This window comes from Rhodococcus artemisiae, from assembly GCF_036327795.1.
Taxonomy (GTDB): Bacteria; Actinomycetota; Actinomycetes; order Mycobacteriales; family Mycobacteriaceae; genus Rhodococcus; species Rhodococcus artemisiae.
Genome location: NZ_JAUTXY010000002.1, coordinates 378,425 through 402,640 on the forward strand (window position 1 = coordinate 378,425; position 24,216 = coordinate 402,640).

The 24,216-nt window shown below is 65.5% G+C and carries 27 protein-coding genes and 1 pseudogene; 17 read left to right on the forward strand and 11 right to left on the reverse strand.

Annotation, left to right across the window (positions count from 1 at the left end; genetic code table 11):
* Positions 1-25 precede the first annotated feature (25 nt).
* Together Q7514_RS06045 and Q7514_RS06050 are read left to right on the forward strand one after the other, a co-directional pair.
* Positions 26-457, forward strand: coding sequence for a YciI family protein (locus Q7514_RS06045; protein ID WP_330132341.1), 432 nt, complete (start codon positions 26-28; stop codon positions 455-457).
* A gap of 18 nt (positions 458-475) precedes the next feature.
* Positions 476-1,759 (forward strand): RNA polymerase sigma factor, encoded by a 1,284-nt coding sequence (locus Q7514_RS06050; RefSeq protein ID WP_330132651.1) that lies wholly within the window; start codon positions 476-478, stop codon positions 1,757-1,759.
* A 32-nt stretch (positions 1,760-1,791) separates the two neighbouring features.
* Here the strand turns inward: Q7514_RS06050 and Q7514_RS06055 are convergent, their stop codons facing one another.
* From Q7514_RS06055 to Q7514_RS06075, 5 genes are all read right to left on the reverse strand, one after another.
* Entirely contained in the window at positions 1,792-2,172 is a 381-nt protein-coding gene (locus Q7514_RS06055) for a hypothetical protein (protein ID WP_330132342.1), read from the reverse strand.
* 122 nt (positions 2,173-2,294) lie between these two features.
* Positions 2,295-2,699 (reverse strand): hypothetical protein, encoded by a 405-nt coding sequence (locus tag Q7514_RS06060; RefSeq protein WP_330132343.1) that lies wholly within the window; start codon positions 2,697-2,699, stop codon positions 2,295-2,297.
* A gap of 18 nt (positions 2,700-2,717) precedes the next feature.
* The gene (locus Q7514_RS06065; protein ID WP_330132344.1) at positions 2,718-3,131 is read right to left on the reverse strand and encodes a hypothetical protein; all 414 of its coding nucleotides are present in this window, start codon (positions 3,129-3,131) and stop codon (positions 2,718-2,720) included.
* Positions 3,132-3,294: 163 nt separating this feature from the next.
* On the reverse strand, positions 3,295-3,903 hold the full coding sequence (locus Q7514_RS06070; protein WP_330132345.1) for a glyoxalase: 609 nt from the start codon (positions 3,901-3,903) through the stop codon (positions 3,295-3,297).
* 40 nt (positions 3,904-3,943) lie between these two features.
* On the reverse strand, positions 3,944-4,234 hold the full coding sequence (locus Q7514_RS06075; protein WP_330132346.1) for a DUF2510 domain-containing protein: 291 nt from the start codon (positions 4,232-4,234) through the stop codon (positions 3,944-3,946).
* Between the two features lie 141 nt (positions 4,235-4,375).
* Here Q7514_RS06075 and Q7514_RS06080 point away from each other — a divergent pair, with 141 nt between their 5' ends.
* The gene (locus tag Q7514_RS06080) at positions 4,376-4,717 is read left to right on the forward strand and encodes an ArsR/SmtB family transcription factor (RefSeq protein ID WP_330132347.1); all 342 of its coding nucleotides are present in this window, start codon (positions 4,376-4,378) and stop codon (positions 4,715-4,717) included.
* 3 nt (positions 4,718-4,720) lie between these two features.
* Complete coding sequence (locus tag Q7514_RS06085; RefSeq protein WP_330132348.1) at positions 4,721-5,209, forward strand: SRPBCC family protein; 489 nt, start codon at positions 4,721-4,723, stop codon at positions 5,207-5,209.
* A 207-nt stretch (positions 5,210-5,416) separates the two neighbouring features.
* Here Q7514_RS06085 and Q7514_RS06090 read toward each other — a convergent pair whose 3' ends face one another.
* Positions 5,417-5,809: a hypothetical protein gene (locus tag Q7514_RS06090; protein WP_330132349.1), complete on the reverse strand. Its 393-nt coding sequence runs from the start codon at positions 5,807-5,809 to the stop codon at positions 5,417-5,419.
* A 277-nt stretch (positions 5,810-6,086) separates the two neighbouring features.
* Between Q7514_RS06090 and Q7514_RS06095 the strand changes: the two genes are divergently transcribed.
* From Q7514_RS06095 to Q7514_RS06105, 3 genes are all read left to right on the forward strand, one after another.
* Entirely contained in the window at positions 6,087-6,500 is a 414-nt protein-coding gene (locus Q7514_RS06095; RefSeq protein ID WP_330132350.1) for a DUF4259 domain-containing protein, read from the forward strand.
* 48 nt (positions 6,501-6,548) lie between these two features.
* Complete coding sequence (locus Q7514_RS06100) at positions 6,549-7,763, forward strand: winged helix-turn-helix domain-containing protein (RefSeq protein ID WP_330132351.1); 1,215 nt, start codon at positions 6,549-6,551, stop codon at positions 7,761-7,763.
* A 133-nt stretch (positions 7,764-7,896) separates the two neighbouring features.
* Positions 7,897-8,694 carry an SDR family NAD(P)-dependent oxidoreductase gene (locus tag Q7514_RS06105; protein WP_330132352.1) on the forward strand — a complete coding sequence of 266 codons (798 nt, stop codon included), beginning with the start codon at positions 7,897-7,899 and terminating at the stop codon, positions 8,692-8,694.
* A gap of 15 nt (positions 8,695-8,709) precedes the next feature.
* Here the strand turns inward: Q7514_RS06105 and Q7514_RS06110 are convergent, their stop codons facing one another.
* On the reverse strand, positions 8,710-9,621 hold the full coding sequence (locus Q7514_RS06110) for a helix-turn-helix domain-containing protein (RefSeq protein WP_330132353.1): 912 nt from the start codon (positions 9,619-9,621) through the stop codon (positions 8,710-8,712).
* An 88-nt stretch (positions 9,622-9,709) separates the two neighbouring features.
* Between Q7514_RS06110 and Q7514_RS06115 the strand changes: the two genes are divergently transcribed.
* Positions 9,710-10,918: a cytochrome P450 gene (locus tag Q7514_RS06115; RefSeq protein WP_330132354.1), complete on the forward strand. Its 1,209-nt coding sequence runs from the start codon at positions 9,710-9,712 to the stop codon at positions 10,916-10,918.
* Positions 10,919-11,320: 402 nt separating this feature from the next.
* Here Q7514_RS06115 and Q7514_RS06120 read toward each other — a convergent pair whose 3' ends face one another.
* The gene (locus tag Q7514_RS06120) at positions 11,321-11,485 is read right to left on the reverse strand and encodes a hypothetical protein (RefSeq protein ID WP_330132355.1); all 165 of its coding nucleotides are present in this window, start codon (positions 11,483-11,485) and stop codon (positions 11,321-11,323) included.
* A gap of 101 nt (positions 11,486-11,586) precedes the next feature.
* On the opposite strand from Q7514_RS06120, the gene Q7514_RS06125 reads away from it, so the two are divergent.
* A complete protein-coding gene (locus Q7514_RS06125) occupies positions 11,587-12,141 on the forward strand; it encodes a signal peptidase II (protein WP_330132356.1) in 555 nt (184 codons plus the stop codon).
* 33 nt (positions 12,142-12,174) lie between these two features.
* Here Q7514_RS06125 and Q7514_RS06130 read toward each other — a convergent pair whose 3' ends face one another.
* Positions 12,175-13,479: an MFS transporter gene (locus Q7514_RS06130; RefSeq protein ID WP_330132357.1), complete on the reverse strand. Its 1,305-nt coding sequence runs from the start codon at positions 13,477-13,479 to the stop codon at positions 12,175-12,177.
* Between the two features lie 73 nt (positions 13,480-13,552).
* Here Q7514_RS06130 and Q7514_RS06135 point away from each other — a divergent pair, with 73 nt between their 5' ends.
* From Q7514_RS06135 to Q7514_RS06160, 6 genes are all read left to right on the forward strand, one after another.
* Positions 13,553-14,077 carry a winged helix-turn-helix transcriptional regulator gene (locus tag Q7514_RS06135; protein WP_330132358.1) on the forward strand — a complete coding sequence of 175 codons (525 nt, stop codon included), beginning with the start codon at positions 13,553-13,555 and terminating at the stop codon, positions 14,075-14,077.
* An 81-nt stretch (positions 14,078-14,158) separates the two neighbouring features.
* Entirely contained in the window at positions 14,159-14,731 is a 573-nt protein-coding gene (locus Q7514_RS06140; protein ID WP_330132359.1) for a peroxidase-related enzyme, read from the forward strand.
* A gap of 193 nt (positions 14,732-14,924) precedes the next feature.
* Complete coding sequence (locus Q7514_RS06145) at positions 14,925-16,520, forward strand: aldehyde dehydrogenase (NADP(+)) (RefSeq protein ID WP_330132652.1); 1,596 nt, start codon at positions 14,925-14,927, stop codon at positions 16,518-16,520.
* A 45-nt stretch (positions 16,521-16,565) separates the two neighbouring features.
* Positions 16,566-17,501, forward strand: a complete 936-nt coding sequence (locus Q7514_RS06150) for a 5-dehydro-4-deoxyglucarate dehydratase (RefSeq protein WP_330132360.1) — start codon at positions 16,566-16,568, stop codon at positions 17,499-17,501.
* Positions 17,501-18,796, forward strand: coding sequence for a glucarate dehydratase family protein (locus tag Q7514_RS06155; RefSeq protein ID WP_330132361.1), 1,296 nt, complete (start codon positions 17,501-17,503; stop codon positions 18,794-18,796). Before Q7514_RS06150 ends, Q7514_RS06155 begins: the two co-directional genes overlap by 1 nt.
* 132 nt (positions 18,797-18,928) lie before the next feature.
* Positions 18,929-19,822: a LysR substrate-binding domain-containing protein gene (locus tag Q7514_RS06160; RefSeq protein WP_330132362.1), complete on the forward strand. Its 894-nt coding sequence runs from the start codon at positions 18,929-18,931 to the stop codon at positions 19,820-19,822.
* A 34-nt stretch (positions 19,823-19,856) separates the two neighbouring features.
* Here Q7514_RS06160 and Q7514_RS06165 read toward each other — a convergent pair.
* A pseudogene (locus Q7514_RS06165) lies at positions 19,857-20,249 on the reverse strand (universal stress protein); the annotation flags it as partial.
* Entirely contained in the window at positions 20,246-21,208 is a 963-nt protein-coding gene (locus Q7514_RS06170; RefSeq protein WP_330132363.1) for a 2-hydroxyacid dehydrogenase, read from the reverse strand. The pseudogene Q7514_RS06165 and the gene Q7514_RS06170, both read right to left, overlap by 4 nt.
* Positions 21,209-21,645: 437 nt before the next feature.
* Here Q7514_RS06170 and Q7514_RS06175 point away from each other — a divergent pair, with 437 nt between their 5' ends.
* Positions 21,646-23,223, forward strand: a complete 1,578-nt coding sequence (locus tag Q7514_RS06175) for an ABC transporter substrate-binding protein (protein WP_330132364.1) — start codon at positions 21,646-21,648, stop codon at positions 23,221-23,223.
* Positions 23,224-23,280: 57 nt separating this feature from the next.
* Positions 23,281-24,207, forward strand: coding sequence for an ABC transporter permease (locus Q7514_RS06180; protein ID WP_330132365.1), 927 nt, complete (start codon positions 23,281-23,283; stop codon positions 24,205-24,207).
* Positions 24,208-24,216: the final 9 nt, after the last annotated feature.

A 24,216-nucleotide genomic window follows, 5' to 3' on the forward strand; every position in this document is an offset into this window, starting at 1 on the left:
GATTCACGGAACGAGGGAGATTCTCATGAAGTACATGCTGATCATGCGCGCCACCGACGCCGCCATCGAAGCATCGAAGGACATGGATTTCAACGAGATCATCAACGCGATGGGTCGGTACAACGAGTCGCTCATCAAGGCCGGCGTCCTGCTCGGCGGCGAGGGACTGGCCGAGGCGGAGGAAGGATTCGTCGTCGATTTCGACTCCGAGACACCGCTCGTCACCGACGGTCCCTACGGAGAGACGAAGGAACTGTTCAACGGCTTCTGGCTCATCCAGACCTCAACCAAGGAAGAAGCTGCCGAGTGGGCGAAGCGGTGCCCTCTCGGACCGGGCAACAAACTCGAGGTCCGTCGTGTGCACGAGACCGAAGACTTCGACCAGGACAACGAATACGTCCAGAAGGAACAGGTCTGGCGCGAGGAACTCGGCACCGACCGCCCGGTCGCCGGCTGAATGCTGACCGGCTGAATGATGACGGACGAGGCGACACTTCGCGCTCGACGCGCGGTGGACGCGGTGTGGCGGATCGAATCGGCGAAGATCATCGCGACTCTCACCCGCAAGGTCAGGGATCTCGATTTCGCCGAAGATCTCGCGGGGCAGGCCCTGCTCGAGGCGATCGAGCAGTGGCCCGCCGCGGGCGTTCCCCGCAATCCGGCGGCATGGTTGACCTCCGTCGCCATGCGCCGCGCCATCGACACCTGGCGACGGCAGGAACGCCTCGACGAGCGGCACGCGCACATGGCGCGGGAACTCGAGAACGATGCGTCGAACTTCGACGATCCCTCGTGGGATCCCGATCGGATCGACGACGACGTCCTGCGCCTGATGTTCATGACGTGCCACCCGGTGCTGGGAAGGAAAGCGCAAGTGGCATTGACGCTTCGCCTCGTCGGCGGTTTGACGACCGAACAGATCGGTAGCGCGTTCCTGACGCCGACGGCGACGGTGCAGCAACGCATCGTCCGAGCGAAGAAGACCCTCACGGCCGCGAAGGCCGTGTTCGAGGTGCCGGGACGTGACGAATTCGCGCCCAGGCTCTCGGCGGTGCTCGGCGTGCTGTATCTGGTGTTCAACGAAGGATATGCGGCCAGCTCGGGCGACGAGTGGCTGCGCCCGGACATCAGCGCGGAGGCGTTGCGGATCGCAAGGATCCTCGCCGAGTTGGTCCCGAACGAGCCGGAGGCGCACGGGCTCGTCGCGCTGATGGAGCTCACCGCGTCGCGGTTCCCCGCGCGAACGACGCCGTCGGGGGAGCCGATTCTGCTGGCGGATCAGGACCGCACCAAGTGGGACCGTGGGCAGATCACCCGCGGTCTCGCGGCATTGGACCGCGCCGATGGGATCGGTCGTGGCCGCGGACCCTACGGCCTGCAGGCGGCGATCGCGGAATGCCACGTGCGCGCAGCAGAATTTTCGGACACCGACTGGAAACGGATCGTGCTGCTGTACGAGGCACTGCAGCGTCTGGCGCCGTCGCCGGTGGTGGATCTCAACCATGCGGCGGCGGTCTCGATGGCGTACGGGCCGGCGCCCGCGCTCGAGTATGTCGACAAGATTGTCGCGTCGGGAAAACTCGCTGGATATCACCTGCTTCCGAGCGTGCGGGGGGATCTTCTCGCACAGCTGGGGAGGATCGACGAGGCACGGACCGAACTGCTCGCTGCGGCCGAGGAGACAGGGAACGAACGCGAACGCACCGTCCTCCTGGCGAAGGTGGACGAACTGGACCTGAGATCGCTCGGGCCGGAGTAGCTGGGTGTGGGAGTAGCTGGGTGTGGGAGTGGTCAGGTCAGGGTGACGACGTGTTCGTGCCCCGCGACTGCGGCCTGAAGTTTCTTGCGGGAGAGTGTGCGCGGCCCACATCCGCAGCCGGCGGGAAGCTCGTCGTCCTCGAACTGGGTTGCTTCGACGGTGTCGATGAACTTGTCGTCGAGTGAGTCGTTGCCGCGGTTGTTGGCCTCGCGGTCGCGGGAGCCGTGGCCGCCCGGTCCGACTCCGCACACCACCACCGGTCCTTCCTCCGTCTTGTAGACGGCTGCGACCGTGTGGCTCTTGGGGCATCGAACTCGCAGGACAGCGTGATCGCTGCGTTGTCGCCCGAGTTCCTTGATGGCCTGGAGTGCCTTTCGGCGTCGTTCGGTGGGAGGCGTTTCAGCGATGTTCATCGCTCTATTCCACCGCAGATACGCCCATTTAACCACCGTTCCGCAGAACCGATCTTGATCGATATCCGGACGTAACCGACGATTCTCCGAAAGCGCTGTAGCGGTGACACTTTCGATCTGGATTACTTCTTCAGTCCGTCGAGGAGCAGGGTGAGACCGGCGCCGACCAGCCAGGAGTCCTTCGCGAGCGCGGTGCCGTCCTGAGTGGGCTTCGGGGAGCCGCCCTCGTGCATGCCCGGCGTTCGCCAGTACATCGTCATCATCCCGCCGCCGAACGCCGTCAGTGCTGCGCCGGCGACGAACGGAGGCACGATCGGTGCGAGCAGTGCGGCACCGATCCCGATTTCGGATGTACTCAGAAACGTCCCGAACGTCTTGGGGTCCATCTGCTTCAGGAACGGAAATGCATTTGCTGCCATGTTCTGCAGGGCGGCCGCGTTCTCGGCCGGGAGGTTCCGTTTACCCAGGCCCGAGTTGAGGATGAACGCTCCCGTCGCAACACGGAGCGGTATGTGGTGCAGGCGCACGTTTGACCCCTCGTTCGATCAATCGATGATGAAGTGCTGAGTTCCGGCGAGGTGAGGATGTTCGGGGCCGGGCATGTCGAAGTGAATGCTGCCGATGCTCTCCTGCGCGCCCTTCTCGTTCTCGCATGTAGCGGTTGCCTCATGAGGACCGGTCGTGGTGATCCCTGTGAATGTGGCCCTCTCGTGCTTGTCGAACAAGATCTCGAGGGCTGCCGCGCGACCGAGGAGGTTGACGTAGCACCGGAACGGAGGATCTTCGTCGTAGGGAAGGTTGTGGTAGACGATGTGAGCCGTTGCCGTATCTCGTTGTGTGGTGATCGTCCAGCTTCCGGTTGTGTCCTCTTCGGCCGACGCGGCGGGTGCAAAGCTTGTCAGTAGAACGACCGGCGCCGCGAGTGCCAGTGCTCCGCGCCGAATCTTCCTGCCATCCATTCGTGGTTCCTCCGAGCAAGGCTGGGGTTCCGACCCGCTTCCATGATGGGCGGCGCCGGCGGAGGTGAGCGGTGCAAATGGTGTGGTTCGCAAGGGAGCTGTAACACGCGGCCGACGCGGTGTCCTGGCCGTGATGCCGGGTGTTACGAAAGCACAACGTCGGCTAGACGGATTCCCAAGTAAACCCGTCGGGGTCGGTGAAGGGGCCGGCCTCGCTGCGGATGGTGATCCGGTGCGATCCTGTGCCTTCGGGAGAGACTCCCGCAGTCTTGGCAAGTGCGGTGCGCCCGAGCAAGGTCAATGTCGCAGGTGCGCCGGTCATATCGAATTCGACATACTTGCGGCCGAAGCTCTTGGCGACGGTCAGGCCGTGATCGACATAGAACTGCTTGCTCGCCTTGACGTCTTCGACGCCGAGTTGCAGCACCACGTCGTCGACCTTTCGTTCCGCCGAACCGGTGTCCTTCTTCGAGGACGCCGCCAGCGTGCAGATCGTCCCGTCCGGGGCCTGGACGACACCACCGTAGCCCCAGAGGCTTTTCCTGACCGGCTTCACTTCCGTCGCTCCGGCGTCGAGGGCGCTGGCGACCAGGTGGTCGACGGCACTCGGCTGCGCTACCACGAGCGACAGGGTGAACCCGCGGAAACCGGACGTCGGTGCCTCGGACCCGCGGACTCGGACGCGATCGCCCAGGTCGAGCGCTCCGGTGTAGAACGCGTCCGCCGCGGACGGGTCGGGCACCTCGAGGACAATCGACTCGATGGAGACCATGGGTATCACCCTAGTCCCGGGGTGGGCGCCCGACAGGCCGTCAGGGGAGCGTGAGCGGGCCGAGGGTGACGTGGTCGCACGCGGCGAGAGTCAGATGCATGAGAAGGAGTCCGCCCGCGATCTTCGCTGCCGTGATCAGCCAGCCGCGCGGATTGTCGTCGACGGTCGGCGGCGCTTTCGTCTGGATCACTGCCTCCGTCCGGACCACTGCTGCCGGCGGCCCGGAACTGGTTGCGAGGTGCGTATGCGCGGTCCACCGTTCGCCGTCCCACCAGCGGATGAGGCGGACGGTCTCGGGGTCGGAATACCAGCCGGGTGGCGGGGTGGTCATGAGCTCTCGGATCCTTTCGTCCGGTAATTATCCGGACTGGATCCGGCGGCGTTACACCGAAGAATTGAGGTGTGCGTCACTCTCGGGAGCGAGCCGTTCGACCCTTGACAACGTACAACCATTTGGTTGTATATTGGGGTGGTGAACGGAGATGGCGAGGACCGGGCCGACGCCCTGTTCCATGCTCTCGCCGACCGAACTCGGCGCGACATCATGCGTCGGGTATTGGCGGGGGAGAGCTCGGTTTCCGCACTCGCGGCGAAGTACGAGATGAGTTTCGCCGCGGTTCAGAAACACGTTGCCGTGCTGGAGAAGGCAGGGCTGCTGACCAAGCGACGCAGTGGTCGCGAGCAGTTGGCCAGCGGCGACGTGGAGGCGGTGCGGTCGGTGGCGTCCATGCTCACCGAGCTCGAACAAGTGTGGCGTGGTCGCATCGCGCGCATCGACGAACTCATCGCATCCGACTCGACCAAGGAGGGCTGAATCATGCCTGTTACCGACGTCAAGCAAGATCTCGACAATCTGACCCTGACCATCACCGCCGACTTCTCCGCACCCGTGGAGCGGGTGTGGCAGGTCTACGCCGACCCGCGACAGCTGGAGAAGATCTGGGGACCGCCCGGATACCCCGCAACCGTGGTCGACCACAACCTCGCACCGGGTGGCCGGATGACCTACTTCATGACCGGACCTGAGGGCGAGAAATACGCTGGATACTGGGAGGTCGCGACAGTCGACCGGCCGCGCAGTTTCTCGTTCGCCGACGGATTCGCCGATGAGGATTTCAATCCGACCCCGGAACTCCCGGTGTCCGAGAACGTCTACACCTTCGCCGAACACGATGGTGGCACCCGGGCGACCTACGTGAGCACATTCGAATCCGCCGATGCGTTACAGAAGGTACTGGACATGGGTGTGGTGGAGGGCGCCACCTCGGCAATCGGCCAGATCGACGACCTGCTCGCTTCCTCATAGCTCCACGCGAGTGGCGGCGGCCGGGCCTCATCGGCCGGGTGGCGCGGCCGCCTTCACCGACTCGCCACATGAGTGCAGCCTTCACAATGGCCCAGGACATCAAGGGCTCAGGACATCGAAGGCTCAGGACATCGAAGGCTCAGGACATCGAGCGTATGCACGGAGTGATCGACGGCGACGGAAGCCGTCGCCGGATGTGTTGTGGCGTCAGGGGACGAACACCTCGGTCGACACCGGGATGCTCGGGTGGTCGGTCCGCAGCGTGAGCTGAACCCGTCCCGGGCCCGTATTCACAAGCACATTCATCGGCCGGGTGCTCGTGTGGCTCGCGGGAATGAACTGACTCACCGAGCCGCTCTGGCCGGTGTCGAGGTTCCGCCAATCGACGATTGCAGTGACGTCGCAGGCCAGGATGGTCGGCGCCCACTCACCCAGAGGTGAGAAGCCCTGCGAGATGCGCAGGTCGATGGCATGGGTGGCCCCGGGGAAAGTGGAGTAGTGGTAGAGCGGGCCGTCGAACGCGGTCCCGGAAGCGACCATCATGCCCGCGCAGATGCCGTTGCCCAACGTCAACACCGGAGCCATCCCGACGTCTGTCATGGCGCAAGATCGAGGGCCCACATTGGACCATCCGAGCCGGCATGGATCGGCGGCACTGGCCGCGCCCGGTGCCGCAACGAACATCGCAGTGCCCAGGAACCCGGCAGCAGCAGCTGAAGTAATGCGATGTGGAATTTTCATGTCCAGAACATCGTGCGGAGAACAGAATTCATTACATCAGCAGCGGCCTGCTCGCGTCGCGAACGAATTCCTGTCGGTGGACGCACCTATGGTCGACCACCGAGAGACCAACGGCCCAACAGGTCAGGAGGCAGCGATGGGGACATGGGGTTACGGACCGTTCGAGAACGATGGAGCAGGCGACCTGCTCGCGTCGCTTCGGGCGGGCGACTTCGACATCGACCAGTACAGCACTCACGTCGACGACGGATACCTGGAAGTGGACGACGCCCAAGCCGCCGTTGCAATGGGCGAGGTCCTCGCCGTGGCGCACGGGCTCCGGCCGGCATGCTCGCAGCTCGACGGTATCGACGCCGCTGCGTTCGCTCGATCGTTGACGCCGGATCACCGCGCGTGGATTCTCGAGACACTCGCGCGCACGATCGCCGACAGCGACACGTCGGAGCTTCACGAACTGTGGGCAGAGAACGGTCCGGAGGACCTCGAGACGTGGCGGGCGCCGATCGTGAACAGGGTGGAGCGCCTCAGGGCGTTGGTTCGAGCCGAGTAGACCACTTCGTGGGCGGTGGTTGTCGGTGGCACATGGCACGGTTGGTCCATGCTCGAGGTGACTGCTGCAGCGGCCCGGCGCACCGCCGTTGCCGCTCAGGGCTTTGCAGACCGACGTCCGGCCGGGACGGCCACTCGGCGGCACGTGCTCCGGGCCGTCGACCGAACAGCTCTCCTGCAGATCGACTCCGTCGCCGTGGCTGTTCGCGCGCACTACATGCCGGTATTCAGCCGGATCGGTGCCTACGACCGTGAGGTCCTCGACGCCGCGGCATGGCGCCACAGTGCGCGAGCACCGCGAGCGCTCGTCGAGTACTGGGCGCACGAAGCAGCGCTGATCCCGGTCGAAGACTGGCCGCTGATGCGGTGGCGGATGCGGCGCTACACCGGAGGTCGATGGGCCGGTGAACGTCGTGTTCTCGAACGCAACCCCGCCCTGGGCCGAGACATCCTCGACGTGATCACCTCGGTCGGTGCCGCGTCGGCTGGCGAGATCGAGAAGCATCTCCAGGTCGAACCATCGGGCGGCCGCGGACCCTGGTGGGGACGCAGCGACGTCAAGGTGGTCTGCGAGCAGCTCTTCGCAGCGGGCGAGTTGTCTGTGGACAGGCGAGTCGCGTTCAGCCGCTACTACGACCTCGCCGAACGGGTGCTGCCGGCCGACGCGCTCGCCGCACGAATTGACGAGGAGGACGCTGTCCGGGAGCTGCTTCGCAGATCTGCGCGGGCGCTCGGCATTGCGACAGTCGCCGACCTGCGCGACTACTATCGGCTGTCTGCCGGCCAGACCCGCCCTGCCGTTGCAGATCTCGTCGACGAGGGCACCCTGGTCCCCGCCGCTGTCCGAGGTTGGAACGAGCCTGCCTACCTGTACGCGGGTATGCCCGTACCACGTCGCGCCCGTGGTACCGCGCTCCTGTGCCCGTTCGACCCGCTGGTCTTCCACCGGCCCCGGACCGAGCGAATCTTCGGCTTCCGGTACCGCCTCGAAATCTATACACCCGAGCACAAACGTGTGCACGGGTACTACGTCTACCCCTTCCTCCTCGACGGGGAACTTGTTGCGCGCGCGGATCTCAAAGCGGACAGAGCAAAAGATGCACTGTGTGTTCCGGGCGCCTTCGTCGAGGAAGGTGCAGACGTCGGCGCCGTGGCAGAGGCACTTGCGGGCGAGTTGCGGGTGATGGCCGACTGGCTCGGACTCTCCGATGTGGTGGTCGGGGAGCGTGGCGACCTGGCTGCGAAACTCGCGGCTCAGATGTGAGGTCCGTCGTCCGCGTGTCACTCATCCCGGCGCGCTCGCGAATTCCCGTCACCGTGAGTGGAAGCGGTGACACCATCGTCGCTTGTGTTCTACGTTCGGCGGACGGGTGTATCGACGAGCAGAGTAGGACGCAATGGACCTCGGATTGAGTGGCAAGCGGGCGATCGTGACCGGCGGTAGCCGGGGCATCGGGCGAGCGGTGGCGCGGGGTCTCGCACTGGAAGGTGTGGATGTCGTGCTTGCGGCTCGCAGCGCGGATACGCTTGCCGCGACTGCGAAGGAGTTGTCGCAGGAGACCGGACGTCGAGTGATCGGTGTTCCCACAGACACCGGCGACGAGGAATCCGTGCGCGCCCTCGTGCAGACGGTGGTCGACGAACTCGGAGGCGTCGACATCCTTGTGAACTCTGCTGCAACGCCGTGGAGTTCGGGCAAGCCGCGTGATTTCGCGTCGACCACCGATGACCTCGTCCGCGAGGAGGTCGAGATCAAAGTCCTGGGATACCTGCGCACCGCGCGGGAGGTGGCCCCGCACTTCATCGAGCAGGGATGGGGGCGGATCATCAACATCAGCGGTCTCGGTGCAAGACAATCGAATTCGATCGCACAGACCGTCCGCAACGTGAGCGTGGCCGCACTGACGAAGAACCTTGCCGATGAACTCGGACCGCACGGGATCAACGTAACGGTGGTCCATCCAGGTCTCACCCGGACCGAGCGTCTGACCGATCGGCTCGCTGCGCAGTCGGAGACCGAAGGAATCTCGGTGGCCGAACTCGAGGAGCGTCTTGTCACGAACTCGATCGGGCGGATCGTGGACGCGTCAGAGGTTGCCGACGTCGTGACGTTCCTCGCTTCCCCACGAGGTGTCGCGATCACCGGAGACGCCGTTGCCGCAGGTGGCGGTGTGCCGGGATTCGTCTACTACTGACACCTCGGGTGACCGCTACGGGACTGCCGCTGCTGCCTGGATGGAACTGAGTTCTGCTGCAGTGTTTTTGAGTTCACGGATGTAGTGCTCGCGTTCCTCCGGTGAAACGGCCGCGCGGAGCGGCCCTATCTGCAGCTCCCACAAAGGGCGTCCGGTGCTGTCGAAGACAGGCGCGGAGAGATAGCTGATGGGTAGGTTCCGAGCGCACGACAATGTGGCGCTGTCGTAGAGGCGTCCGCCGATGTCAGTGATGGCCCCCTGCACGCGACCTCGTAGTGGTCGGCTCGCGGGATCGTTCGGCAGGTGTGAAAGCACTTGCGTCAGTAGGTCGATCCGTTCGATATCTGCGGCGGTGGCTCCCCACACCCCGACACCGGCCTCGACGATCTCCGCAAGCCCTTTTTCGAGTTGCGTTCGGCGGTCGACCGGAGCCGTGTCGAGCCAGCGCTGCTTCATTTTCATTGTCGAATCGGCGAACGCGACAACCGCGGCGCCACCGGGAGCCTGCAGGGACAGGGTCAAGCCCACCTCGATACCTGCCGGGATATGGCCGGTGCCCTCGGTGATGGCGACGAAGGCCAGTTTCCCGTCCTCCACCAGGCTCAGGGCGACGCCGCAACCGACGCGGCCGGCGAGGGTCTCGATGCGCGTGTCCAGCCCGTCCGGGACGGGCAGCGCGCGTCGTGCCTTTTCTGCGACGCCGGCCAAGGATGGGCCGAGGACGTAGCTCAGGTCCGGCAGACGACGGACCCAGCCGTGCTCGCGGAGTGCGGTCAAGATCGATCCGACCGTCGAGCGGCTCAGGCCGAGCGCATCGGCGAGGTCGGCAGATGTCGCAGGCGCGCTGCGCACGAGCGTCTCCACGATCGAGACCACCCTGTCGGTCGGAGGTGAGGGACTGGTGCCCCGGGCCTTGCGCTCTGTCATCGAAACTCCTACTCTCGCACCAATACCAATATACGCGTCGAGCGATACGAATATTCGTACTCAGGGCAGTATGACCTCGAGGAGTGCTGTGGCCGCACCATCCGTTCTCGACAGCGTCGACATCGAGGGAGTGGACTTCGCATTCGAAGACCACCCCACCGTTCATGCAGTGCTCGCAGATCTCCGCGCGACCAAGCCCTACGCCGTGGTTCCGTTCGCGGGCGTTCGCGCGGTGTTGTTGCTGACCAACGACCTCGTGGCCGCGGCGTTCAAGGACGAAGCGACATTTCCCGCTTCCGCGATCTACCCGATGACCACTGGGCCGGTGCTGGGCAAGACTCTGCAGTGCATGGTAGGAGACGAGCACCGGAGGAGCCGTGCGCTGATCTCGCCGCCCTTTCGTCGCAGGCAGGTGGCGGAGTACATCTCACCGTTGTTGAAGCCACTCGCGCATGAACTGATCGATCGGTTCGCCGCCCGCGGGAGCGTCGACCTCGTCGCCGAGTTCACGACCCGGTACCCGGTCCTGCTGATCAGCCGCTTACTGGGCCTGCCGATCGAAGACGAATCGGTGGTGCACCGCTGGGCACACGACCTGTTCTACCTTCCTCTCGATCCCACTGCGGCGAAGCGGGCGTCCGAGGAGTTCACCGGCTTTGTCGGCCCGATCATCGCCGAGCGCAGGCGCGGGCCCGGCGACGACCTGATCTCGACTCTGGTGACCGAAGACATCGAAGGCGAAACCCTCGACGACGAAGAGGTCTTGTCCTTCCTGCGCCTGCTGTTCCCCGCGGGCGCCGACACCACGATGCTGGCTCTCGGCAACACCCTCTCCGCGCTGCTCACACACCCCGACCAGATGGAGATACTGCGCTCGGATCTGAATGCCCACGCGATGTGGGCGATCTGGGAAGGTCTGCGCTGGGAGCCACCCGTCGGATTGTTGCCGCGTGTGTGTCCCGAGGCGACGGTATGGAACGGGATCGACATCCCGGCGGCGACTCCGATGATCTTCTCGATCAACGCAGCTCTGCGCGACCCCGCGGTGTTCCCGGATCCGGACAGATTCGACATCACCCGCGGTAAGCAGGCCCAACTCGCTTTCGGGCAGGGCCCGCACAGTTGCGCCGGCAATTGGCTTGCGCTTGCGGAACTCGAGACAGCGCTGATCGCGCTGCTGGAACGCTTGCCCGGGCTGCGGTTCCGTGATGGCGCCGCAAGCCGGGCGAGAGTCACCAGTCAGGTGGGTGTTGCACTGCGTGGACCCAATGAGCTTGCCGTGGAGTGGGATCTGTAGTCGGGCGTCGATTCACCATCCCTTGATCGCAGTCCCGTCCCACAGTGGATCGGACAACAGTTCCGGTGCGGACCGACGAAAGCGCGTGCGGCGTCGGTGCCGTCGGCGAGAGTGAAGCGCAGCCACGCGGTGAGGTAACCGCGGAATCCGCCACCGTCAGAGGGTCAGACCTGATATCCAGGCACCGCCACCGAGGTGACGGTGTGAGTACCGGTGGCTGTGTAGAGGTCACTGACCGAGTGCCGTTCCGGAGAGACGGGAGCCGCCGCGGGAACTGATGCGATGGCAGGCACCGAGAATCCGGACGCCGCCGCGATGATCACCGCGAGAATTGCTGTCCGAATGTGGCCGGTCGGCGGCAGTGGTCGTCGACATGTCACTGCCCCAACCCAGTCGGAGTTCTCAGCCGGCCAGATCGTCCGGCCCGATCGGATCCGCCTCCCATTCGGCAGCGCCGACTGCCGGACCGACGTCGAGCCTCCGCAGTGCCCATGCCCCGACCACCAGCAGGACGAACACTGCACCCGCAACGATCGGCCAGCAGCTACTCCGCTTTCTCGTTGTCATCCGGATGATGATGGCACAACGTACGCGAACTCACCCTCGACGGGGAGCAGTCGGCGCCGGCCTGATCACCATGACTGTCGAAGATCGGAGATCATGTCCTCATGACGTCGACGCCCCTGCCCGGTCATCCGACACCTGAAGCCTCGCGCCGGTACCTGCCGTGGATTGTCGCTGTGGCTGCTGTGGTGGTGATCGTGGATCAGCTCACCAAGTGGTGGGCGGAATCGACCTTGAGTGACGGCCGGGCGATACCGGTAATCGGTGAGTTCCTCCAGTGGAGACTCGTCTACAACCCGGGTGCCGCATTCGGGATCGGTGGGCAATTCACGTGGATTCTCACCGTGCTCGCCGCTGCCGCCGTCCTCGGACTCTGCATCTTTGCCACCCGCGTGTTCAACCCGTTCTGGGCGCTCGGAGTGGCAGTACTCCTCGGGGGAGCGATCAGTCATCTCGGCGACCGCGTGTTCCGCACGCCCGGCTTCGCGCGAGGCCACGTGGTGGACTTCATCGACTACAACGGATTCTTCGTGGGTAACGTGGCAGACATCGCGCTCGTCGGAGGTGCAGGTCTGTTGATCGTGCTGACGCTGGTGGGCATCGATGCGCGGTCTCGGGTCGATGCGGACGATCGCGGCGGCGAGCCCCGCGCGTCGTAGATCCGACGCAGCGGGACGAAGCAGTGGTCGGAGTCACCGGTCCGGCGCTGCCGGGGGTGCCGCTGGGTCTGTGAGGTGTCGTCGGACGAGGATCGACAAGGATGCGGCCATCACGCACATGGCTGCTCCGCCCCACCATGCGTAGGTGTAGGTCCCGAAGGTATCGCGGATGACACCGGCGCCGAAAGCGGCTGCTGCGGCACCTATCTGGTGTGCCGCGAACACCCAGCCGAACACGATTGTTCCGCGCTCACCGAAGATCTCGCGGCACAGCGTTGCGGTGGGTGGGACGGTCGCTACCCAGTCGAGTCCGTAGACGACGACGAACACCACGATGCTGGGATGCACGGACTCCTGTAGCAGCCAGGGCAGCAAGACCAGACTCACGCCGCGGAAGGTGTAGTAGGCGGCCAGTAGCTTCCGTGGATCGAACTTGTCGGTGAGCCAGCCCGATGCGATGGTGCCCACGATGTCGAAGACACCCACCGCAGCCAACAGTCCGGCCGCGGTGGTGGCAGGCATCCCGTGGTCGTGAGCCGAGGGAATGAAGTGGATACCGACAAGTCCGTTCGTGGTCGCCCCACAGACCGCGAATGCGATCGCGAGCGCCCAGAATGCCCTCTGCCGCACCGCGTAGGCGAGGCCTTCCACTGCGCGGCCGAACGCCGAGCCGGTAGCGGGCTTCGGGGGCATGTATGTCTGTGGGTCGGCGCCGTAGGGCAGCACGCAGCGCTCCCGGGGGTGGTCCCTGATGACCAGCCATACCAATGGGACGACGACCAGGGCTGCTCCGCCGATCACGAGGGACGCGGGTCGCCATCCGACGTTCTCGGCCAGGGAAGCGACCGGCGGGAGGATTACGAGTTGTCCGGTCGCAGACCCAGCCGTGAGCACGCCCATCACGAGGCCGCGCCGCTCGACGAACCACCGATCGGCGATGGTCGCCGCCAGCACGAGCGCCATCGAGCCGGTGCCGGTTCCGATCAGCAGCCCCCAGAACACCAGTAGCTGCCAAGATGCGGTCATGGCAATGCTGCCCCCGGCGCCGAGAGCCACGAGCACCAGCGCCGTGGAGATGACTCGGCGCATGCCGAAGCGGTCCATCAGCGCGGCGGCGAACGGTGCGACCAGCCCGAACAGGATGAGGTTGATGCTCACCGCGAGCGACATGATGCTCATCGACCAGCCGAACTCGTCGTGCAGCGGCACCATCAGCGCGCCCGGCGCCGCCCGGAACCCGGCTGCTCCGAACAATGCCAGGAACGCCACCGAGGCGACCCACCACGCGGGGTGGATGCTGGTTCGGCGGCGGATGCGGGAGGATGAGGTCACGCTCATACGAAGGTCACTTTCTTGAAGAAAGTTATAGGATGGGGCGACAATACCCGAGGTGCGAGGCGAAGGAGAAACGATGCCTCTTCGATCCGATTGGTCGGATGCCCTGTGCCCGATCCGCCGGTCGCTCGATGTGTTGGGCGATCCGTGGGTGCTGCTGATCATCCGCGACGTACTGCACGGACGAGGACGGTTCGACGCGCTCCGGGAGAGCCTCGGCATTTCGGACGCCGTACTGAGCCGCCGCCTGCGCGCAATGGTCGAGGCCGACCTGCTGGTTCGTGTCGACTATCCCGACGGCAGTCGGACCCGGCAGGGCTACGCGGCCACCGAGGCCGCGGCCGAACTGCTCCCTGTCCTGCAGCAGCTGGCTGTCTGGGGTGAGCGGCACACCGCCATGCCGGCCGGCGGGGCGCATATGGCACTGATCCATGACACGTGCGGGAACGAGACGACACAAGGCGGTAGCTGTAGTGCGTGCGGTGAGGTGTTGCTCCCGGAGCGCATGATCTGGGTCAAGCCGTGGAAGAAGGCGCGGGATCGGCTTGTGCCGGCCGGAGTGCTCACTATGGGGGAGACGTCGGCGGCGCCACCCGACTGAAGTGGTGCGGTCGAGCAACGCACGCCCTCGCCCCGTCGGCGACTCCTGGACAGTTCGGTTAATTACGCTTAACTTGCATGTGTGAGCGAACGCTACCCATTGCCCGATCTCGCGGACCTGCCCGCCGACATCGTCGAACGCATCCTCGAAGTACAGGACAAGTCGGGTTTCGTCCCGAACGTATTCCTGGCCTTCGCGCGCCGCCCCGCCGAATGGCGAGCATTCTTCGCGTATCACGACGCGATCATGCTCCGCGAGGAATCAGGGTTGACCAAGGGTGATCGCGAAATGATCGTGACCACCATCTCGGCAGCGAACAAGTGCCTGTACTGCGTTGTCGCACACGGGGCGATCCTCCGGATCTACGAGAAAAAACCGACTGTCGCCGATCAGGTGGCAATCAACTACCGCATCGCCGACATCACGCCCCGTCAACAGGTGATGCTCGATTTCGCGAGCAAGGTCAATGCGCGGTCGCACGAGATCGGCGACGACGACTTCGCGGCGCTGCATGCGCACGGGTTCACCGACGACGACGCGTGGGACATCACCGCCATCACCGCGTTCTTCGGCTTGAGCAACCGCATGGCGAGCGTGACGGGCATGATGCCCAACGTCGAGTTCTACACGATGGGACGTCTGCCCAGAACCTGATCGAAAGCTGAGTCGTGGCTCGCTACCTCCTGCGTCAATGCTGATGTTGCATCGTTACTGCCCAAATTTGACTTGGACATGTATGAATGGGCCGTCCTAGCGTGAGGACAGCGCCCCGATCACGTCGGACCCACGGTCCCAGGACGTGATCGGAGCCCTCCGAACACCGTCGACCGGCAAGGGATGGATCAACATGACCACCGCGCAGCGGACCGCTGAACTCACCGGCCAGATGATCATCGCAGGTGACCACGTCACCGGGACGGGCACCGCGGTGCATGCCGTGAATCCCGCCACCGACGAACCGCTCGGACCCGCATACGCCCACGGGGGCGCGGACCACGTTGCGCGCGCGGCCGCGGCCGCCGCGGCCGCGTTCTCTGCCTACCGCGGCACGTCCTCCGAAAACCGAGCAGCATTCCTGACGACGATCGCCGACCACCTCGATTCCGCACGTGACGACCTGGTCGAGCGGGCGGTCGCCGAGACCGGGTTACCCGGCGCACGTCTCACCGGCGAGGTCGGACGCACATCCGGTCAGTTGCGCCTGTTCGCCTCGGTGCTCCGGGAGGGCAGTTGGCACGGAGCACGCATCGACCAGGCCCAGCCCGACCGGACCCCGCTGCCGCGCGCCGACATCCGGCAGCGCACGATTCCTCTCGGACCAGTCGCCGTGTTCGGTGCCAGCAACTTCCCGCTTGCGTTCTCGGTCGCCGGTGGCGACACCGCCTCCGCACTTGCCGCAGGGTGCCCCGTCGTGGTGAAAGCGCACGACGCCCACCCTGGAACCGCGGAGTTGGTGGGGCGCTTGATCACCGCTGCTGTCCAGGACACCGGCATGCCGGCGGGGACCTTCTCCCTGCTGTACGGGGAAGGCCGGGACCTCGGCATCGCACTCGTCACCGACCCTCGCATCAAAGCCGTAGGGTTCACCGGATCCCGTTCCGGTGGTAGGGCGCTCGTCCATGCTGCCGCCGCGCGGCCGGAGCCGATCCCGGTGTACGCCGAGATGAGCTCCATCAACCCCGTGTACCTGCTTCCCGGTGCGCTGCGCGCCCGCGCCGCTGATCTGGGCCGTGCCTTCGTCGGATCACTGACCATGGGGGCCGGCCAGTTCTGCACGAACCCCGGCCTCGTGATCGCCGTGGACGGGCCGGACCTCGACGTGTTCGTCGCTGCAGCATCCGAGACGCTGGCGGGCATGGCCGCGCCACCCATGCTGACCCCTGACATCGCCCGTAGCTACGCCGACGGCGTCGAGAAGTTCACCGCCGCAGCGGAGATTGTCGCCAGGGGCCGCGACACCGACGGTCCGAACGCGTGCCGGTCGGCGGTCTTCACCACCGACGCTGATGTGTTCCTCGACTCGGAAGTCCTGCAGCAGGAGATTTTCGGAGCCTCCAGCCTCGTCGTCCGATGCGCGAACGCGGCGCAGCTGCGTGAGGTCACGACAAGACTCGAGGGCCAGCTGACCGCCACGATCCACTCGGAAGAAAGCGATCACGCCGAGGCCGCCGCACTACTCGAATTACTCGAACTGAAGGCAGGCCGAATCCTGTTCAACGGCTGGCCGACCGGAGTCGAAGTCGGACATGCCATGGTCCATGGCGGGCCGCACCCGGCCACGTCCGATAGTCGCACCACCTCGGTCGGCTCGCTGGCGATCGAACGGTTCCTGCGTCCGGTGGCCTACCAGGACATCCCCCCTGCGTTGCTTCCCGCACCCGTCGCCGACGGCAATCCCGAGCGTATCTGGCGCCGGATCGACGGCGAACTCACCCGCGACTGACTCTGCACCACCCACCTCCCACCCCGTGCCCACGAGGAGATCCCCATGCTCGACGGCGTCCTGTTCTTCCCTGTCACCCCTTTCGGCCCCGATGGCGAGGTCGACTACGACCGACTCGCCCAACACCTCGAGCGCGGCGTTGCGGCCGGCCCCGGTGGCGTGTTCATCGCCTGCGGTACGGGCGAGTTCCACGCCCTCGGTCTTGCCGAATACGGCCGCATTGTGAAGCGCGCCGTCGAGATCGTCGCAGGACGGGTGCCGGTGTTCGCCGGTGCGGGCGGCTCTCTCATCCAGGCCAAAGAATTCGCGGTCAGCGCCGAACAACACGGTGCCGACGGGATCCTCCTCCTGCCGCCGTACCTCGTCACGATGCCACCCGCGGGGCTGACGGAGTACACCCGCGCTGTCGCGGCCTCCACCGATCTCCCGCTGATCGTGTACAACCGGGGTAACGCGGTCTTCGACGAGACGTCCGCGGTCGAGGTCGCGCAGCTGCCCACCGTCATCGGCCTCAAGGACGGTACCGGCGACCTCGACAACGTTTCCCGGATCGTGATCGCGGTGAAGGATGCGCTCGCGGGCACAGGCAAGGACTTCCTCTTCTTCAACGGACTGCCGACCGCCGAGATCACCCAGCAGGCATACCGGGCGATCGGCGTCACCCTGTACTCGTCCGCGACATTCGCGTTTGCCCCCGAACTCGCGCTGGCCTTCTACAATTCGCTCGAGAATGGTGACAACGACCTGACGGAGGCGCTGCTGCGGAGCTTCTTCCATCCTCTGGTCCGGCTCCGCAACTGCGTCCCAGGGTATGCCGTGGCCCTCGTCAAGCACGGCGTGACCATGGAGGGTGTGGACGCCGGGTCCGTTCGGGCACCGCTGGTGAACATGAGCGCGGAGCATCAGGAGGAACTCGCCCGCATCACCGCAGCCGGACGGGCGGTAGTCGCTGGTGCACTGGCCGCATCGGCTGCAGTCTGATGTCTGCGACGAGATCGACAGCGGCATCGCGGAGCTCGCAGACGATCACCGACGTCCGGGTCACCCCGGTCGCATTTGCCGACCCGCCGCTCCTCAACACGGTCGGAGTCCACCAACCGTATGCGCTGCGCGCGATCGTCCAGGTCCATACCGAACGGGGATTGGCAGGAGTCGGCGAGACCTATGCGGACACCGCCCACCTGATTCGGTTGGAGGCGGCGGCGCGGGAACTGATCGGCCTGGACGCCTTCGCGCTCAACCAGGTTCGCGCTGTCATCGACGAGCGCGTCTCACAGCTCACCGTCACCGGGGGCGACGGCGTCGCCGGCATGATCACCACGGCCAGCACGACCGACAGGGTGTTCTCGCCGTTCGAGGTTGCCTGCCTCGACATCCAGGGCAAGGCCATCGGTCGACCGGTCAGTGACCTGCTCGGCGGTGCGGTGCGGGACAGTGTGCCGTTCAGCGCCTATCTGTTCTACAAGTGGGCCGCTCACCCCGGTGCGGTCGAGGACGACTGGGGCGAGGCTCTCGATCCCGCCGGATTGGTCCGCCAGGCGCGTCGGATGCTCGACGAATACGGATTCACCGCAATCAAGCTCAAGGGCGGTGTTTTTCACCCTGACGAGGAGATCGCTGCGATCAAGGCCTTGCGCGCCGAGTTCCCCGACGTTCCCCTGCGTCTCGACCCGAACGCTGCCTGGACAGTCGACACGTCCCTGCGCGTGGCCGCCGAACTCGAAGGAGTCGTCGAATATCTCGAGGACCCGACTCCCGGCCTCGACGGCATGGCGGAAGTGGCCACCGAGGCCAAGATGCCGCTCGCCACGAACATGTGTGTTGTCGCGTTCGGCCACCTGAAGCCGGCCGTCGTGAAGGACTCGGTGTCGGTGGTGCTGTCCGATCACCATTACTGGGGCGGACTACAGCGGTCGCGTCTGCTCGGCGGCATCTGTGAGACATTCGGGCTCGGGCTGTCCATGCACTCCAACTCCCACCTCGGGATCAGCCTGGCCGCTATGGTGCACCTCGCCGCAGCGACTCCCAACCTCACCTATGCCTGTGACACTCACTGGCCTTGGAAGACAGAGGATGTCGTGAAGCCCGGCGCTCTCCGCTTCGAGGGTGGTGCCGTTCCGGTGCCGACAGGACCGGGTCTCGGCGTGGAGATCGACGACGACGCCCTGGCAGAACTGCACAAACAGTACCTCGACTGCGGCATCCGTGATCGCGACGACACCGGCTACATGAAGTCTGTCGATCCGACATTCGAGAACACCGCTCCCCGGTGGTAGGGCGTACCGAACCACGGCGCTGAGCGAGACCCCCGGATGCACCCGCCGACGATGTCGGGTGTGTCCGGGCGTTGCACTAGGCTCATTCAGGTTCCGCGTGCGTGCGGACGAACCGATGCCGAAGGTGGATCGATGTTCTCGTTGTCCCGTCTCACCTGTTTCATCGCGGTGGCCGAGGAACTGCACTTCGGTAGGGCCGCCGAACGTCTCCACATGACGCAGCCTCCGCTGAGCCGCCAGATCCAGCAGCTCGAGCACGAGCTCGGTGTCCAGCTGATCGAGCGCAGCAGTCGCGCGGTGTCACTCACTGCGGCCGGTACCGCGTTCCTTCCCGATGCGCGCCGCATCGTCGCCCTTGCGGAGGGCGCCGCTCTGACGGTACGCCGAGTGCCCGCCGGCGACCTCGGCACCGTCAACATCGGGTTCACCGGTGCCTCTGCCCGCGCAGTGCTGCCGCGGCTGCTGCAGACTGCGCGGGAGAAGCTGCCCGACGTCCGGCTCGTTCTGCGCGAGATGGTCACTTCCGCCCAGGTCGATGCCCTCGCAGGGGGCGACCTGGACCTCGGGCTGGTCCGCCCCATGGTGTCGCGGCCCGGAATTCACACCCGGCCGCTGCACCGTGAGCGTCTGGTCGCGGCCCTGCCCGTCGACCACGAACTCGCGTCGACCGAGGATCTGCGCATCGAGGATTTCGACGGGCAGGCCGTGATCATGTATTCGCCCGTCGATGCGCGCTACTTCAATGAACTCCTGATCAGCACGTTCACCGCGGTCGGGGCGGCGCCACGGTATGTCCAGTACGTGACTCAGGTGCACACCATGCTGGTTCTCGTGCAGTCGGGGCTCGGGATGGCGCTGGTTCCCGAGTCCGCGATGACGATGCACCCCGACGGCGTCGAGTTCCGGCAGGTCTCGGCTGTGCGCGACCGCCCCGTGCAGATGAACATGGCGTGGCGTCATGACAACCCGAATCCGGCGTTGGCGCGTCTGATGAAAGATGTACTGCCACAGTGGGAATGGAAATAGATATCGCTGCAGTAGCGTCGGCTGGGCGACCTCGGACAGCGGCGCGTACGGGCGGTTTGACGGCGGCGACGGGGCACTGTGCTTCGAGCAGCACGCGCTGCATCGCACTGCCTGTCAACAGCTTTCCTACCGGGGAGCGGCGCTTCAGCCCGATGACGACAAGTTCGACGGTGTCGTCGTAGGATGCGTCGATCAGCTGGTCGGCGTGCGAGAGGTCCGGGTCGTTCTCGATTACGCGATAGGTGACGTCGAGCGCGTCGGCGGTCGCCCTTGCCCCGTCCAGGTCGGACGCGAGTTCGCCCTCCGGCGCGGAACCACGATCCGCGATGACAACGAGGTCGGTGTCGCGCATACGGGCCTCTGCGAATCCGAAGGCGAGGGCGCCGCGGCCCTCGACAGTGGGTAGGTAGCTGAGCACGACGGTCATCGTACGTCCTTGCCCGGTGTGAGCACAGGTGTCACAAGGTTGCCGGTGCGCAGATAGTTTTCCAGATTCCGCAGGGTCAGTTCCTCCATCGCGGCGCGGGTCTCCACGGTACCGCTGGCGAGGTGGGGGAGCAGCACCACGTTGTCCAGCTGCAGGAGCTCTTCAGGAACCTGTGGCTCGTCGGCGAACACGTCGAGTCCAGCTCCGGCAAGCGCACCCTGCTGCAGCAGATCAACCAGGGCGGCCTCGTCGACGACGCTGCCGCGGGCGACATTGATCAGGAAGCCGCGCGGTCCGAGCGCCTCGAGTACATCTCGGTCGACCAGGTGGCGTGTCCCGGACCCGCCGGCGGCCGCGACGATCAGCACGTCCACGGACGCAGCGAGCTCGGTGGGCGAAGCGGCGTAGTGGTAGGGCGAACCGGTGATCTCGTTCCGGTTGTGGTACACGATCCGGCACCCGAAGGCGGTCAGCCGGTCTGCGATCGCCGACCCGATGCGGCCCAGTCCGACGATGCCGACGGACGATCCGGATACCTTGCGGGAGAGGGGGACGTTGCCTTCGACGGGCCACCGTCCGGCGCGTACGAAGCGGTCAGCGGCGGTGAACCCGCGCATCGTGTCGAGTAACAGGCCCACCGCTGTGTCGGCGACACAGTCGGTCAGGACGTCGGGCGTGTTGCTGACGCCGATTCCGAGCTCGGCGGCGCGGTCCACATCGGTGGTGTCATAGCCGACCCCGAAGTGCACGATTGCGCCGAGGTTGGGCAGCGCGGCCATCAGGGCTGCATCTACACCGGTGCGGCCCGAGGTGACGACTGCCGTGATCCGGTCGCCGTGCGCTGAGAGATACTCGGCGCGGGCGTCGCCGTCCGGGAGTCGGTCGGCGGCGAAGGTACCGGCGAGCGTCGCCTCGAGCGAGTGCTTCAGTGGCCCGACCTGGAGTACCAGCCCTGACATCGAATCCGAAAAAGACTGTCCGGAAACAGATTCTGTGGAATCGGTGTTTTGTGCGACGATGCTCACCTGACGTCCTCCTCGGCTGCGTGGCCGGACGCATGGCAGTCCGGCCGAGAACTTCACGCTAGGGCGCCCTGTGAATGCCTGTCCAACACGCAAATAACATGGATCGATGCCGAAGTAGCATTGATGGGCTCCCGTCGATGTGGTGACCGGGTCCATCAGGTGGAGAATCGACTGGTCAGCGCCTGGATCGGGTTTTCCGAAGGCAGTGTAGGAACGAGTCCTCCGAGGTGCTCCTGTGTGCGAAATCCCAGTTCGAGGCGCTTTCGGTGTGTTGACTGCCGTGTTTCGGCAGCCATAGCGTGTGTCTACCGTCACAACGGCGGACCGAGCGCCCCGCGAGATCACTCGCAGTCTTCTCATCGGAGGTTCCCATGCAGATCGCAGCCCTGCGGCACTCGCGACGACGCCGGTTGTCCGGCGCTCTCGTCGCGTCGGCAGTGGCGATGCTGGCAGTGAGCGGGTGCGGTGTCGCCAACACCACCCAGAGCGACAGCGCGAGCCCTGACACTCTCCGCATCGTTCTTCCGCAGGAGCCGCCCACGTTGGAACCCTGCGACGCATCCCTCACAGCGACCGGCGTCGTCGTCCGCTCCAATATCACCCAGCCCCTGATCGAGCGAGATCCCGACACCGGCGAACTCCTCCCCCTGCTCGCCAGCTCGTGGGAGCAGGTCGAACCGAACCTCTGGCGGTTCACCACCGCGTCCGGTGTCCAGTTCAGCAACGGTGCACCGTTCGACGCGGAGGACGCCGCCTTCTCGATCGAGCGCACCTTCAACGGCGCGATCGGTTGCGACGTCAACGGGTATGTCTTCGACGACAGCACCATCGAGGTGTCCACGCCCGACCGGTCCACGGTGGAGCTGCGCACCGAGTCGCCGGATCCGATTCTCCCGCTGCGTATCTCGTTCATCGAGATGGTGCCCAGGACAACCGACCCGGACAGCAAGGTCCGTGAGCCGATCGGCACCGGCCCGTACATGGTCGACTTCTGGGATCCCGGCCAGCGGATCGCACTGAAGGCGAACCCCAACTACGCGAGCGAAGCACCCCAGTTCAGCCGAGCCATCTATCAATGGCGCGCCGAGGGTAGCGTGCGGGCCGCGATGGTCGCGAACGACGAGGCGGACCTTGCCACGTCACTCGGCCCGGAGGACGGTGCCGGCGACCTCGGCATCTCCTACGTCAACAACGAGACCACGGCGCTGCGCATGCATGCGACCGAGGCGCCGCTCGACGACCCGCGGGTGCGTGAGGCCATAGACTTTGCGATCAACCGCGAGGGAATCGTCGATGCACTCTTCCAGGGGCTCGGACTGCCCGCCGCTCAACTTGTCGGCAAGGGCATCGTCGGCTACAACGACGCGCTCACCCCGACCCCTTACGACCTCGACCGTGCGAAGGCCCTGATCGACGAGGCCCGCGCGGACGGTGTGCCGGTGGACCGGACGGTCCGGCTCATCGGCCGCACCGGGCAGTTCCCCAAGATCAACGAGACCATAGAGGCGATCCAGTTCTCCCTGAGCGAGATCGGGCTCGACGTCAAGATCGAGATGATGGACACCTCCGGGCAGATGCAGTATCAGGTTCGCCCGTTCGTACCGGGCGCCGGCCCGTTCCTGCTGATGATCATGCACGGCAACCAAGCCGGTGACACCCAGTTCACCCTCGACCAGTACATGCTCAGCGAGGGCTACCAGAGTTCCTGGGGTAAGGCGGAGTACGACGAGCAGATCCGGGCGGCGGCGGCTCTCACCGGGGCCGAGCGGCAGACGGCGCTGGCATCCGTGCTCGCCGACGAACCAGCCGAGATCCGTCAATACGCGTACCTCGCCCATATGGAGGCCGTTCTTGCCAAGTCCGACCGCGTCGACTACCGGCCCAACTCCGCGACCGGAGACGAGATGCGGCTTTCCGAGATGACCCGTGCCGCCCCGGACCACGACTGACGATCCGGCACTCCCACCCTCCCCTGCCCTTCCTTCCCACGAACCGAGGCGAAGCCGATGCTCATCTTCCTCCGGCGCCGGATGTTCACCAGCCTGATCCCGCTGATCATCGTTCTGTTCGGCGTCTTCTTCATGGCCAGGCTCACCGGCGATCCCACCAATCTGTACCTACCGGTCTCGGCGACACCTGAACAGCGGGCCGAGTTCGCCGAGGCGAACGGCCTCGACAAGCCGGTCTGGCAGCAGATGGTCGACTATCTGTCCGGAGTCGCGCATCTGGACTTCGGTGAGTCACTCAAGACCGGGCAGGACGCGGCGACGATGGCGCTCCATGCCTTCCCCGCCACGCTGCAATTGGCCTTCGTCACCCTGCTGTTGTCGATCCTCGGTTCGGTGATCCTGGGCTGCTGGGCGGCGTACCGCCCGAACTCGCTCGCAGACCGCGCGTCGAGCCTCCTGTCGATGACCGCGGCCAGCGTCCCTGACTTCTGGTTCGCCATCACAGGCATCTGGATCTTCGCAGTCGTGCTCGGGTGGCTGCCGACGTCCGGTACCGGCGGGGTGCTCTCCTGGGTGCTGCCCATCGCGACGCTGATGATCCGCCCGCTCGGTGTGCTCACCCAGGTGGTCCGGGGAGCCATGGTGTCGGCGCTGTCTGCGCCGTACGTCAAGGTGGCTCGCAGCAAAGGTGCGGGCGACCTGCGGGTGGTCACCCACCACGCCCTCCGCAATGCCGCCGCGCCGGCGCTCGTCGTCGCCGGTGACCTCGCCGTAGGCCTCATCAACGGCGCCGTGGTCGTCGAGGCGATCTTCGGGTGGCCGGGTATCGGCAAGCTGATGATCGACTCGATCCTCCAGCGGGACTTCGCTGTCCTGCAGGCGGCGGTACTCCTCACCGCTGTCAGCATCTTCATCCTGAACATCGTGATCGACGCGGTACTGGCGCTGCTCGACCCACGAGTACGCGACAAGGCCACGGTCTAGGAGGCTCCC